The sequence below is a fragment of the Bacillus sp. PS217 genome (assembly GCF_037963535.1).
Classification (GTDB): domain Bacteria; phylum Bacillota; class Bacilli; order Bacillales; family Bacillaceae; genus Bacillus; species Bacillus subtilis.
On the sequence record NZ_CP150157.1, the window covers coordinates 2931649 to 2945223 of the forward strand.

General features: G+C 44.9%; 14 protein-coding genes. 1 reads left to right on the plus strand and 13 read right to left on the minus strand.

Annotation, left to right across the window (positions count from 1 at the left end; translation table 11 throughout):
* Nucleotides 1-42: 42 nt before the first annotated feature.
* From argH to sppA, 11 genes are all read right to left on the minus strand, one after another.
* On the minus strand, nucleotides 43-1428 hold the full coding sequence (argH, locus tag NSQ83_RS15250) for an argininosuccinate lyase (RefSeq protein ID WP_198878566.1): 1386 nt from the start codon (nucleotides 1426-1428) through the stop codon (nucleotides 43-45).
* Nucleotides 1425-2636 carry an argininosuccinate synthase gene (locus NSQ83_RS15255; RefSeq protein ID WP_003229357.1) on the minus strand — a complete coding sequence of 404 codons (1212 nt, stop codon included), beginning with the start codon at nucleotides 2634-2636 and terminating at the stop codon, nucleotides 1425-1427. Before NSQ83_RS15255 ends, argH begins: the two co-directional genes overlap by 4 nt.
* A gap of 169 nt (nucleotides 2637-2805) precedes the next feature.
* Entirely contained in the window at nucleotides 2806-3318 is a 513-nt protein-coding gene (locus tag NSQ83_RS15260; RefSeq protein WP_021480306.1) for a molybdenum cofactor biosynthesis protein B, read from the minus strand.
* An 84-nt stretch (nucleotides 3319-3402) separates the two neighbouring features.
* Entirely contained in the window at nucleotides 3403-4590 is a 1188-nt protein-coding gene (locus NSQ83_RS15265) for an acetate kinase (protein ID WP_003223511.1), read from the minus strand.
* Between the two features lie 172 nt (nucleotides 4591-4762).
* Nucleotides 4763-4966, minus strand: a complete 204-nt coding sequence (locus NSQ83_RS15270; protein WP_123372909.1) for a hypothetical protein — start codon at nucleotides 4964-4966, stop codon at nucleotides 4763-4765.
* On the minus strand, nucleotides 4938-5927 hold the full coding sequence (locus tag NSQ83_RS15275) for an N-6 DNA methylase (protein WP_003229346.1): 990 nt from the start codon (nucleotides 5925-5927) through the stop codon (nucleotides 4938-4940). Before NSQ83_RS15275 ends, NSQ83_RS15270 begins: the two co-directional genes overlap by 29 nt.
* 60 nt (nucleotides 5928-5987) lie before the next feature.
* Nucleotides 5988-6491, minus strand: coding sequence for a thiol peroxidase (gene tpx / locus NSQ83_RS15280; protein ID WP_003223506.1), 504 nt, complete (start codon nucleotides 6489-6491; stop codon nucleotides 5988-5990).
* A 109-nt stretch (nucleotides 6492-6600) separates the two neighbouring features.
* On the minus strand, nucleotides 6601-7056 hold the full coding sequence (gene ytfJ, locus NSQ83_RS15285) for a GerW family sporulation protein (protein ID WP_003223504.1): 456 nt from the start codon (nucleotides 7054-7056) through the stop codon (nucleotides 6601-6603).
* A 13-nt stretch (nucleotides 7057-7069) separates the two neighbouring features.
* Nucleotides 7070-7750 (minus strand): DUF2953 domain-containing protein, encoded by a 681-nt coding sequence (locus NSQ83_RS15290; RefSeq protein WP_038427834.1) that lies wholly within the window; start codon nucleotides 7748-7750, stop codon nucleotides 7070-7072.
* A gap of 74 nt (nucleotides 7751-7824) precedes the next feature.
* The gene (locus NSQ83_RS15295) at nucleotides 7825-8319 is read right to left on the minus strand and encodes an RDD family protein (RefSeq protein ID WP_014477652.1); all 495 of its coding nucleotides are present in this window, start codon (nucleotides 8317-8319) and stop codon (nucleotides 7825-7827) included.
* A 12-nt stretch (nucleotides 8320-8331) separates the two neighbouring features.
* Nucleotides 8332-9339: a signal peptide peptidase SppA gene (sppA, locus tag NSQ83_RS15300; protein WP_015714516.1), complete on the minus strand. Its 1008-nt coding sequence runs from the start codon at nucleotides 9337-9339 to the stop codon at nucleotides 8332-8334.
* Between the two features lie 185 nt (nucleotides 9340-9524).
* Between sppA and NSQ83_RS15305 the strand changes: the two genes are divergently transcribed.
* Nucleotides 9525-10328 carry an NAD kinase gene (locus NSQ83_RS15305; RefSeq protein WP_015714517.1) on the plus strand — a complete coding sequence of 268 codons (804 nt, stop codon included), beginning with the start codon at nucleotides 9525-9527 and terminating at the stop codon, nucleotides 10326-10328.
* A 31-nt stretch (nucleotides 10329-10359) separates the two neighbouring features.
* On the opposite strand, the gene NSQ83_RS15310 is transcribed toward NSQ83_RS15305, so the two are convergent.
* Entirely contained in the window at nucleotides 10360-11949 is a 1590-nt protein-coding gene (locus NSQ83_RS15310) for an amidohydrolase (protein ID WP_198878565.1), read from the minus strand.
* 19 nt (nucleotides 11950-11968) lie between these two features.
* Nucleotides 11969-13558: an acyl--CoA ligase gene (locus tag NSQ83_RS15315; protein ID WP_017695730.1), complete on the minus strand. Its 1590-nt coding sequence runs from the start codon at nucleotides 13556-13558 to the stop codon at nucleotides 11969-11971.
* Nucleotides 13559-13575: the final 17 nt, after the last annotated feature.

Here is a 13575-nt window from a genome sequence, read left to right on the forward strand (position 1 = left end):
GAGGTAGGTTGGCTATAATGACGGGATTTTATGAAGGAAATTTTAACAAACTCCTGCTGCCACGCAAGCTTTCGCTTTTTCAAGCGCCTGCTTTACCTGGTTGAATCCGGTGCCCCCGGCGCTCATTCTTTTTTCAACTGCGTAGTAAGGGTCTAACACAATGTAAATATCTTCTTCGAATAGTGTGCTCGCCTGCTGAAACTCGCCAAACGGCATATCGCTTAAATAGATCCCTCTTTCGATGCATGTGTACACAAGTTTCCCGACCACTTCATGCGCTTCTCTGAACGGCATCCCCTTTTTAGCTAAATAATCCGCCAGTTCCGTCGCATTTGAAAAGTCTTGTTTTGTTGCTTGCTTCATGACGTCTTTGTTTACAGTCATTGTTTGGATCATGCCTGTGAAGATTTGCAGGCTGCCCTCCACCGTTTTCACCGTGTCAAACATGCCCTCTTTGTCTTCCTGCAGATCTTTGTTGTAAGCGAGCGGAAGTCCTTTCATGATCGTAAACAGCCCCATCATATCGCCGTATACGCGTCCTGTTTTGCCGCGGATCAGCTCCGCCATATCAGGATTTTTCTTTTGCGGCATCATGCTGCTTCCTGTTGCGTACGTATCGTCAAGCTCGATGAATTTAAACTCCTGCGAGCACCATAAAATGATTTCTTCAGAGAAACGGGAGAGGTGCATCATCAGCATACTGCTGTTGCTTAAAAACTCCAAAATGAAGTCTCTGTCGCTGACGCCGTCCAAGCTGTTTTCATAAATGGCATCAAAGCCGAGCAGTTCCGCTGAATAATCACGGTCAATTGGGAAGGTTGTTCCCGCGAGCGCCCCGCAGCCGAGCGGAGATTTGTTAATCCGCTTCATTGAATCCTGAAAACGCTCCTTGTCGCGCTCAAGCATCCAGAAATACGCAAGCAGATGGTGAGCGAATGAAATCGGCTGGGCGCGCTGCAGATGTGTGTAGCCCGGCAGAATCGTTTCAACGTTCGCTTCCGCCTTTTCAATCAGCGCACTTTGGAATGCCTCAATCAGCTCGATGATGTGGCCGACATGATTCTTCAAATATAAATGCATGTCAGTCGCCACCTGGTCATTCCGGCTTCTGCCGGTATGCAGCTTGCCGCCAAGAGGACCGATTTCGTCAATGAGCATTTTCTCAATGTTCAAATGAATATCCTCATAATCGACTGAGAATTCCAATGTTCCCTCCTCTGCTTTTTGCAAAAGGGTATTCAGGCCCTCTCGGATTTTCAGCTCTTCTTCTGCTGTCAGAATACCGCATTTTTTCAGCATGGCAGCATGCGCGAGAGACCCTGTAATGTCTTCAGCAACTAAATGTTGGTCAAATGATATGGACGCGCCGAACTCGTCGACCCATTTTTCCGGTGTTTTTTGAAATCGGCCTCCCCAAAGCTTCTTCATGCTTTAATCTGCTCCTTCTTTTTCACGATGCTGTTCACTTTTGTCGGAAGTCCCCAAAGCTCGATAAATCCGATTGCTGCATGGTGATCAAATGCATCGTCTTTTGTATATGTTGCAAGTTTTTCATCATATAGAGAGTATTCCGATTTACGTCCTTCTACAATTGCATGGCCTTTAAACAGCTTCACGCGGACAATGCCTGTGACATGCTTTTGCGTTTCTTTCAAGAAAGCGTGCAGCGCGTCTTTTAACGGTGAGAACCATAAGCCGTTGTAAATGATTTCTGACATTTTTTGCTCGATGATCGGTTTAAAGTGGGCTACCTCTTTCACCAGTGTCAAATCTTCTAATTCTTTATGCGCTTTGATCAGTGTCATCGCACCAGGGCATTCGTATACTTCCCGGGATTTAATGCCGACGAGGCGGTTTTCCACGTGGTCGATACGTCCGACACCGTGCGCGCCCGCCATTTCATTCAGCTTCAAGATCAGCTCAGAAAGCGAGTAGGAAACACCGTCAATGGAGACAGGCACGCCTTGTTCAAATGCAATTTCAATCACTTCCGGCGTGTCCGGCGTTTTTTCCAGCGGAGCTGTTAAATCGTATGCACCTTCTGGCGGCGCCGCCCATGGATCTTCTAAAATGCCGCACTCATTGGCGCGTCCCCAGAGGTTTTGGTCGATAGAATACGGGCTGTCAAGATTGATCGGAATCGGAATGCCGCGGCTAGCCGCATATTCAATTTCTTCTTCACGTGACCACTGCCATTCGCGAACCGGCGCGATGACTTCAAGGTCAGGGTTTAATGATTTAATGGAGACTTCGAAACGAACCTGGTCATTTCCTTTCCCTGTGCATCCGTGGGCAATCGCCTGTGCATCTTCTTTTTCCGCAATTTCAACCAGTTTTTTCGCGATCAGCGGTCGAGATAATGCCGAAACAAGCGGGTATTTTCCTTCATACATTGTGTGGGCCTGCAAAGAGATAAGCGCGTAATCCTGTGCAAATTCTTCTTTTGCATCGATCACGTAGGAGTTTGTCGCGCCGACTTCAAGCGCTTTCTGCTGAACAAATGCCAAATCTTTGCCCTCACCGACATCCAGGCAGCAGGCGATAACATTATATCCTTGCTCCTGAAGCCATTTTATTGCGACGGAAGTATCAAGACCTCCTGAGTATGCTAATACGACTTTTTTCTGTTCTGACATGATAAAAATCCCCTCTCAACCGTGTTTCTATTTTGTATAAAAATAAATTATATTTAATAAAAATACATTTTGTATGTATACACTTTAACAAGTACGTTTCGTTTTTTCAAGCCTTTTATAAAAAAAACTTCACCTAAATTTCAGGTGAAGTTTCATAGTATTTATTCATTTACTTGTCTTTTCTGATTTCTCTGACCACATGTGCAAGTTCGGGAATAATCAGCTTATTCATTGCCAGCTTTACCGCGCCGCTTGAGCCTGGCGTTGAGAAAACAGCGGTATGCTGAATGACGCCGGCAGTTGCTCTCGACATGATTGCGGCAGGGCCGATATCCTCTGTATAACTCAGCATCCTGAATATTTCTCCAAAGCCGGGCAGCTCTTTCGAAAACAACGGCGTTATGGCTTCAATAGTGACATCCCGATCTGCTATGCCTGTCCCTCCGTTTAAGAGTACCGCGTCTGTCTGTTCATCCATGCAGCCTGCAAGCACTGACCGCTGCAAAGCATCCTTTTCGTCTTTTACAATTTCATATGCAGCAATATGATGACCGGCTTCTTCTAAAAATGAGATCATCAGCTTGCCGCTTTTATCGGTTTCCTCTGTCCTCGTGTCACTGACAGTAATCACTTTGCACCGAACGATATCGGGAGCTTCTTGTTTATGCTCTTGAACGCTCATTGGCCCACCTCTTTTATGTTTTCTGTCTGTCACTATCATGCATCAACAAAAAAGCACATTCAAGAGAATGTGCTTTCATGCGATTTATTTTGCTAAACGAACAACGTCGCGCGCAATCATGACTTCTTCATCAGTCGGAATGATCATGACTTTTACTGGAGAATGCGGATAGCTGATGAAAGCTTCCTCGCCGCGCACGTTATTAAGCGCAGGATCCCAGTATACGCCCATGAATTCTAAACCGCGAAGAACGCGTTCTCTGACTTCCACACTGTTTTCACCGATACCGGCAGTAAAGATGATCGCATCTACACCGCTCATTCTTGCAGCATAAGAACCGATGTATTTGTGGATTCTGCTTGCGAATACTTCAAGAGCCGTTTCCGCGCGCTCATTTCCTTCTTTCGTTGCTTCAACGATGTCACGAAGATCGCTTGAGAAACCGGAAATGCCGAGCAGTCCGCTTTTTTTGTTTAGTGTATTCAATACTTCGTCAGCCGTTTGGCCTGTTTTCTCCATGATGTATGGAATCAGGGCAGGGTCGATGTTTCCAGAACGTGTACCCATTGCTACACCGGCAAGCGGCGTAAAGCCCATGGATGTGTCAATTGATTTTCCGCCTTCAACAGCCGCAATACTTGCTCCGTTTCCAAGGTGGCAGGAAATCAGGCGCAAGTCTTTTAACGGACGGCCGAGAAGCTCTGCCGCACGCTCAGTTACATATTTATGTGAAGTGCCGTGGAAGCCGTATTTACGGATGCCGAATTTTTCATAGTATTCATACGGCAAGCTGTACAGGTAAGACTGCTCAGGCATTGTTTGGTGGAATGCCGTATCAAATACAGCTACCGCAGGAACATTTGGAAGCACTTCTTTGAACGCTTTAATTCCAACGATATTTGCCGGATTGTGAAGCGGTGCCAATTCAGAAATATCTTCGATTTCCTTAATGGTTTCATCCGTTAATAAAACAGAATCGCTGAATTTTTCTCCGCCGTGAACGACACGATGGCCAATTCCGTCAATTTCATTCAAGTCTTTAATAATGCCGAATTCCGTTAACTTATTCAGCAGCATTTTAACAGCTACCGCATGATCCGGAATATCAGTTACTTCTGTATTTTTTTCGCCGTTCACAGAAATTGTGAATACGCTGTCGGCGATACCGATTCGTTCAACTAAACCCTTCGTTAAAACGGTTTCTGAAGGCATTTCGAAAAGCTGAAATTTCAAAGACGAGCTTCCTGCGTTAATTGCAATAATTTTGGACATGATTGACGCTCCTTTATACTCTGTATCAACAACTTCGTTTTTCGTACTTTTTTCCCGGTGAATATCAACATCTTCTCCGAAAAATATCTGACTTTTCCATTTAAACATTGTCATGTCGGCTTTTCAAGTCAACTTGCGTATTGATAACGCTTACAACAAGAAGTCGTTATTTTCAGACACATTCCCTATAGGTTTTGTATTGATGAACGCTTACAATTTGCGGTTTTTCCCTCTGTATTTTGTGTTTCAAAGCTGGATTCAATTCGTCAAGTCCGGTCTTCAAAAGCATAAATAAAAGCAGCTTAGGCATCGACCTCATACGGCTGCCTAAGCTGCTTTTAAAACACTTACTTTTCTTTTTTAAACCATTCATCAAATTGAGCCATCATATCAAGCATCGCCTTTTGATTGGAGAAAGACGGAAGATTCGCAAGCAGAATTTGCCCCGGCGCTTTCGTATTCTCTCCTTGTTTCTGAAGCACAAGGATGCTTTTGGCATGAGCTTCGTCTTTAAAAATAGATTTTGGCAGCTGCAACAGTGCGTTGATATGAACCTTATCTTTGAAAAACTGTTTCAGCTTGCCGCTTTGGGAGCTCTCAAACAAATGATTCGGAATCATAAAAAATAAGTAGCCGCCCGGTTTGGTATGCTTGACGCTCTGTTCAATAAACAGATGATGAGCGAAGGAATGGCCTTCGTCAGCTTTAAGCTCAAACGCTTCTGCTCCTTCGTCATTCGGATAATAGCCGACTGGCAGATCACAAATGACCGTGTCAACTGGATCGATAAACAACGGCTCAAGGCTGTCCTGGTGGAAAAGCTCAAGCTCTTTTTTCAGAAGGTTCGCTTGGGCATAGGCGATCTTCAAGAGCACATCATCAATTTCAATGCCAAAGCTGTTTGCCGTTTTTTCAGACAGCTGGTTCAGCACGGTAAACAGAAGGTTCCCGGTTCCCAAGGCTGGATCAAGAATGGTCAATTCCTTTTTGTCCGCCATAAACTTATTCACCAAATAGCTGATGAAAAGCCCGATCGTATCCGGCGTCATTTGTCTGTTTGGATGGGAGATATCTTTCATTCCTTTAAGGACGGCAAGCTGAAAAGCCTTGCGTACCCACTCATGCTCATACGTGCCGAATTCCGCTTTTTCAAGCAGAGCCTGAAGTTGTTTGGTTTTCTGATCAGCAGGCAGTTTCAGCTGATCCGTTTTTTCAAGAAAATACATTTCTCCTGCTTCGGCCAGCGCCTCTATATATGAAATCTGCAATTCATTCTTTATCATAATCGCGGCTTCGTTTAACAGCTCATACACCGCACCTACATGGTCTTTTTGCATATTGTGTTCCTCCTTGCCATGAAAAAAGCTCCGGCGGCAGCCTGGAGCTTTTTTCCCTGCTTACTTTACTAATGCCTTAGCAGCCTCAATTGGCTTTTCATAGTTCGGGTGGTTTGTTGCTTCGCTTACATATTCAGCGTAAACGACTTTTCCGTTCTCATCAAGGACAAATACGGAACGCGCAAGCAGACGAAGTTCTTTAATATACACACCGAACGCTTCGCCAAATGACATATCTCTGTGGTCAGACAGTGTTTCCACTTTGTCAATTCCGTTAGCGCCGCACCAGCGCGCTTGCGCGAATGGAAGGTCTGCACTGATTGTGTAGACGTTGACATCTCCAAGCTTTGCAGCTTCTTCGTTAAAACGGCGTGTTTGTGCATCACAAACACCTGTATCAATTGAAGGGATAACAGAAATAATCGTTACCTTTCCTTTCATGTCAGCTAACGATTTTTCTTCAAGGCTGTTAGTCAGCACTGTGAAATCAGGAGCTTGATCTCCTACCTTCACTTCTTGTCCGACAAGTGTAACCGGACCGCCTTTGAATGTAATTTCAGCCATTATAATTCCTCCCTTTTGTATGTATGTCTCTATCATAGTAAAGTTTCCTGCAAACTGCAAAGTTTATGCCAAAAAAAAGTTAACTGCGGCCAGCGCAGTTAACCTTTTTTTAATAATTCATATTGTTCATTTGGTTTTGATTTTGGCCCTGGCCTTGGTTCTTGTTATTTTTCTTGAACATTTGCTGGATGCGTTCGAGTGTTTGAGGGGCTGCGTCTAAAATTTTCTCTATTAAATGGGTATTTTCATCTAAATGAAGCATTCTGATGCCTGTCGATCCGACAATTAAAAACGCGATCGGCGTAATGGACACACCGCCCCCGCTTCCGCCTCCGAAAGGAAGTTTCTGTTCTCTTGTCTCATCGTCTTCCGATTTCTTTTCGGCCGGCTTTCCGCCAAACTCGCTTCCGCCTGCGGCGAATCCAAATCCAACTTTAGAAACAGTTAAAATCACACTTCCATCAGGCGTTTCTACTGGATCTCCGATGATGGTGTTAACATCAATCATTTCCTTCAAGTTTTCCATTGCGGTTTTCATTAAACCTTGGATGGGATGGTCTGCCATATACGCTTCCTCCTTAAACTGATGAATCATTCTTTGAAGTCATTCTAGCCGACGGATTCTTCTTTAATACGGATAGCTCCCGTCCGTATTTGACGAATTTGAAAGCTGCAAGCATAGCATGTCCAAAGCGAAAAAAGAATATACACTGAAAATGGGTCTTGGAAACAGGGACTTGAAACGACGGGATCACCTCATAGACAGGTTTATTCACAAAGTCCAGGTGGTCGTAGAGCATTGCTGCGATACCGCCCTTCACACCCCATACAGCACCTGTTAACACACCTGTCACTGCCGCGTCCTGAATTCCGATTACTGTAACCCATTCTAGTTTTGTGATATGTAAATGCGCGAGAAAAGACGCGCTGATTTTCCGTAGTCTGGTGACCTGATGCAAAAGCATTTCGATTTTATTAATGCTATGCTGCACATCGTTTTGTGTTATTTTTTTCTTTCCGCTGCTTTTTTTCATTTTGGATTCAGTTTTTTGTTTGATATCCACTGTTCCGTCTTCTTTGTTCACCTTAATCGCCGGGATTGTTTTTTTGATCCTTATAAGGCCAAACAGCGCCGTAATCTTCAAGGTCAATTTGTCATTATCATCGGCATGAAGATACTCCAGCGCGACATGGATTTTCATTCTGAGAAGCAGTACGATCCCTATGAGAATAAGAATGGCTGTCAGTACATACACCATATTCTTCACTTCCTCTAGGAGCATTATCGCCAATTCCTAAAAAAATAAACCCGGACGGAGGTCCGGGTTTTCGGTTATTTGCGGTATAATTTTTCATGCACCACGGTGGTATCCGCGATGTAATCATGAATCCCTTGTTTTGTAGGTGAAAAAGCAACAACGATATATAAAATCCAAATCTTATCAATATATCGTCCAACCACTTCACGAAAAATCACTGTACTCCATGTCAGCTTGCTATCTTGCTTCACAGAAACCACTTTGAGGCCGAACACCATTTTACCAAGCGTCTGCCTGAAGTATTTTGTCATGAGTGCGAAATAGGCAAGATACACAATAAGCGTTGTCACACTGTAGGCCGAGAAGGTAAACATGCCGGATGTTTTCGGCAGATCCAATACGGTAAAGAGGGGAGAAACGAGCAAATGGTTTAATCCCCATATCACGAGCCAATCAAGCAGGAAAGCCCAGAAACGAACCCAAAAGCCAGCATAGGCATGTGTCAGCTGCTCCGCTTCTTGCGGGCCTTTGATGTCATTGCGCTCTAACTCTTCATATGTCGCGTCCATTATTGTTCCCTCCTACTTCGCATAGAGATACATCATTCTCGGCGAACCGGATTGCGATAGAATTTCTCTCATATTCAAAAAATCAATTTCACTTTTAAACATTTTGTTCGCGCCCATGGAAAACAGTGAGCCTAATCCGAAGCTTTCCTCATAAGAAATGACAGAGGCGTTTTTCAAATCCTTGTGATCCTTTTTCATGGCCGTAATGGTATCGTCATAAAAACCAAGCTCATCAACGAGGTTCAGTTTTTTCGCCTGCCGTCCGTCATACACGCGGCCGTCCGCAATTTTCTTTACCTCTGCTTTCGACATGCCGCGCCCTTTTGAAATGACATCAACAAAGCCTTCATACGAATTATCAACCATCGATTGCATGATGTTTTTTTCTTCTTTCGTCATCTCACGGGAAGGAGACATAATGTCCTTATGGGCCCCGCTCTTAATCGTTTCAAAAGAAATGCCAAGCTTATCGGCAAGCTTTGAATAATTGACGCTTTCCATAATGACGCCGAGTGACCCGGTCAGGGTTTCCGGTGTCGCAAAAATCTTATCAGCCGCTGTTGAGATGTAATAGCCTCCTGATGCTGCCATCGAACCCATTGATACGTAAATCGGTTTTTTCGTTTCTTTCTTGATTTCTTCCAGTTTCTTATGTATTTCAGCACTTTCATACACTCCGCCACCCGGAGAATTCACCTTCAGAACGATACCTTTGACCGTCTTGTCATCTTTTGCGCGCTCAAGGTTTTTTAAGAACGTTCTGTGGTTATATCCGTCTGCACCAAGCAGACTGCTTGAGTCCCCATTATCCTGAATGGTGCCGCTGACCTCTAATACGGCAATTTTACTTGAGAGACTGCCGTTTTCCAGCGTCTTTTCCTGCGATTCATCCGTCAGTGATGTGAGATCCGTTTGAGCGCCTTTGACGCTTTCAAAGAAACTCATAGAGATGCTGACGATAATAGACACGCCGAAAATCCCCAGAGCAATCACTAATGCAATCCATCTTTTTGCATTCATTTTTTCTCCTCCTTTTTCCTAAACTCTCTCATTATACGATTCAATATGAAAAATGTTTCACTTCATGAGAAAGCTCCGGCTTAACGGGCTGCCGGCAAACGTGGTACACTTATGGCCAAAGGTATTTTATCACAAATACTGGATGGCAGAAAAACTTAAATATGACAGCAAAGGGGAAATGGGATATGACCGATCAACGCCGTAATGTTTATTTTTTTCACAAACAGGATCAGGAAACGAACGAACAAGCCCGCTCGTTAACACAATTGGCGGAAGAGCATGGATTTACCGTTGTGAACCAGCAATCAGACGCCAATATTATCGCTAGCATTGGCGGGGACGGCACATTTTTGCAGGCAGTCAGAAAGACGAATTTTCGTGACGACTGCTTGTACGTCGGCATTACCAAAAAGGGGAAAGCTCATTTATATTGCGACTTTCATAGTGATGAGCGAGAAAAAATGGTCGATGCAATGACGTTTGAACAAATTGAAGTGAGAAAATACCCGCTGATTGAAGTGACAGTGGATCAAGCCAGTCCTTTTCACTGCTTAAACGAGGTATCCATTCGCTCAAGCATCATCAAAACCTTTGTGATGGACGTGCTGATTGACGATCTGCACTTTGAAACGTTTAGAGGTGACGGAATGATTATCTCAACGCCTACAGGGAGTACCGCCTATAACAAGTCTGTTGCAGGAGCGGTTGTTGATCCGCTGCTTCCATGCATGCAGGTATCAGAGCTTGCATCCCTTAACAATAATACCTACCGGACACTCGGCTCGCCATTTGTCCTCAGCTCTGACCGAAAGCTGACCCTTCGTGTGGTGCAGGACGGCAACGAACACCCAATCATCGGCTTGGACAATGAAGCACTCAGCACGAGAAATGTGAAAACGATCGAAATCAAACTGTCTAATAAGAAAATCAAAACAGTCAAACTAAAGGACAATTCATTTTGGGAAAAAGTGAAGCGTACTTTTTTATAGAAAATAAAAGGACCGGCTGCTGCCTGTCCTTTTACGATTTCTCATATACAATCTGGCCGTTAATCACGGTTTTTTTAATCTCTAAAAGATGAAGCTGTGCGGGGTCAATGGCAAACGGATCACCACTGAGAACTGTAAAATCCGCGTCATAGCCTTCCGCAATTTTTCCGCGTGACTTCTCTTTATAAATGATACCGGCGCTACCTTCTGTATAAAGCTTTATCGCTTCATATACAGGTAAACATTCACTTTCATTATAGCTTGGCCCGTTTTGCTCATGACTGCTTTTCCTGAGGACTGCGGACTGGATCCCTAGAAGCGGGTCAACAGGCTCAATCGGGGCGTCTGAACCGCCCGCGCATAAAATGCCTTTAGATATGAGGGTTTTCCAGGCAAATGCAGTCTTCATCCGGTCTTTTCCGAGACGGTCAATGACCCACGGAAAGTCGCTTGCAACGAAATGCGGCTGAAGATCAAGCGCGATCGGCATGCGTGCTGCTCTCTCGATTAATTCGTTATCAAGCACTTGGGCATGAATAAGCCGATCATGCCGGCCGTTTTTGGGCGGATGCTTTTCAATTGCGTTCAGCACTTTTTCAAAAGCAAGATCGCCGATTGCATGAACAGCAACCTCCATCCCTTTTTCTCTCGCTTTGCGAATGAGCCGGCAAAGGGTTTCGTCATCGTGAACCTGAACACCATTTGTTGATGGATCATCCTGATATGGTTCTTTCAACAAAGCCGTTCTCCCGCCAAGCGCCCCGTCCGCAAAGATTTTCATCGCACCAAACTCCACATAAGGGCCGGACGGCTTATCCAGCTGCTCCCATCGATCGACCGCTTCATGATGAACGAGCAAATGGCAGCGGAACGGATACTTTCCGCCATCGACAGCTTTCTCATAAGCTTTCAACGGCACCGAAACATCACCATAATAGGACAAGTCTTCCGAATGACCTCCCGTCAGGCCTTTTGTCCAGCAATCCTTTATTGCAGCCGTTAATGCCTCATCAACGTAGTGCTGGGAGACTGGCGGGACAGCGTTCAGAATCAAATCCTGCGCCTTATCAAACAGGAGTCCGGTCGGCTCGCCATTTGCATCTTTTACGATGACTCCGCCGTCAGGATCAGGAGTATTTCTTGAAATTCCCGCTGCTTGAAGAGCCGCAGAATTGACAGCTATTGCATGCCGGCATATACGCTTGAGCAAGACAGGCCTGTCAGGAAACAGGCGATCAAGATCATGCTTAGTCAAGTAGTCAGGTGTCTCAAACTGATTTTCATTCCAGCCCTCTCCAATGAGCCAATCGTTTTTAGGAAGCTGCCGCTCTCTTTCCTTCGCAGCCTGTAAAATTGCACCTTTCGACGTCAGTGCGGACAGATCGAGCTGAAGCTGTTTCTCACCGTGGCCGATCAAATGTAGATGGCTGTCAACAAAACCGGGGAACATCACTGCTCCGTTCAGGCTGATTTCTTCTGTTTCCGGCGACCCGTACTTTTCCTTCAAACGTTCATAGCTGCCGGTGCCTTTTATGACACCATCCTCAACATAAACTGCCTCAGTCCGATCACCTTCTTTGAGCATCGTATAAATGAAACCGCCGTGCCATATCGCCTTCATTCACGTTCACTCTCTTTCTTTACGCCTTTTTATTGGCTTTGAGCTGTTCTTCACGTTTTCTTAATTCCACTCGTCTGATTTTTGCAGAAGCCGTTTTCGGCAGGCTTTCCACAAATTCAATTTCTCTAGGATATTTGTATGGAGCGGTAATCGTCTTCACATGGTTTTGCAGCATTTTGACAAGCTCATCACTGCGTTTTTCATGATTTTGCAGGACAACATATGCCTTTACGATGGAGCCTCTGATTTCATCAGGACTTGCGACAACAGCACATTCTTTTACTTCTGGGTGCTTAACAAGCGCGTCTTCCACCTCGAAAGGCCCGATCGTATAGCCGGAGCTGATAATAATATCGTCATTTCGGCTTTCAAACCAGAAGTAACCTTCCTCATCTTTTCTTGCTCTGTCTCCCGTTAGGAAATAATCGCCGCGAATTTGTGTTTTCATTCTTTCCGGATCTTTAAAATACTCTTTAAAGAGCGCAGGCGTACTGAGGTGAACAGCGATATCGCCAACCTCACCAGGTTTGCAGATTTCACCGTCTTCATTTATGATCTCCACCTGGTTTCCCGGTGTCGGTTTTCCCATGCTTCCCGGTTTAATAGGCGTATCTTTCAAAACACCAACCAAAAGCGTGCTTTCTGTTTGGCCATATCCGTCCCGTACCTTAATGCCAAAGTGCTTTTGGAAAACATCAATGACTTCACGGTTGAGCGGCTCACCTGCGGAAACAGCGCTGTGCAGGGCAGAAAGATCAAAGCGGTCCAAGCCCTCGACCTTCGCCATTAAGCGGTATTCTGTCGGCGTACAGCAGAAAACATTGATTTTGTAGCGATTTAAAAGCTCTAGATATTTTTCTGCTTTGAATCTGCCGTGGTACACAAAACCGGTTGCTCCGCTGCCAAGCACCGCTAAAAACGGACTCCATACCCACTTTTGCCAGCCAGGGGCAGCAGTTGCCCAGACGATATCCTTTTCAGAAATATCAAGCCAAGCGCCGGCAGAAGTTTTTAAATGAGCAAATGCCCATCCATGTGTATGTACAACACCTTTCGGCTGACCTGTTGTCCCGGATGTATAAGATAAGAAAGCCATATCATCTCTTGTTGTGTCAGCTGTTTTAAATTGGCTTCCGTCCGCTTCAATTGATAAGAGGTTTTTCCAGCCGGCATCATTTTCACCAATAGACAGTGTAATCAGTTTGTCAGCCGTACTGACATCACGGAAAGCGCCAATAAATTCTGAGTAGACGATGGCGCCTTTTACCTCTGCATGTTCAATCCGGTATTCAAGATCTTTCGCGCGAAGCATTTCGGAGCACGGAATGACAACCATTCCTGATTTCAGGATAGCCAAATACACAGCATAGGCTTCCAGCACTCGCGGAACCATTACAATCAGCTTGTCTCCCTTTTTAAATCCAAGATCAGCTAAGGCCGCTCCGATTTTATTTGTTTCTTCCATCAGCTTTTCATACGACCAAGATTCTTGCTTGCCCGACTCGTCCTCCCACAGAAGAGCGGTTTTTTGTCCAGCGGCACTGAACTTTTCCATTTCATTCACTAAATTATATTGCACAGGGGCAATTAAATCTTCACGTTTTAACACGAACAACTCCTCACTTT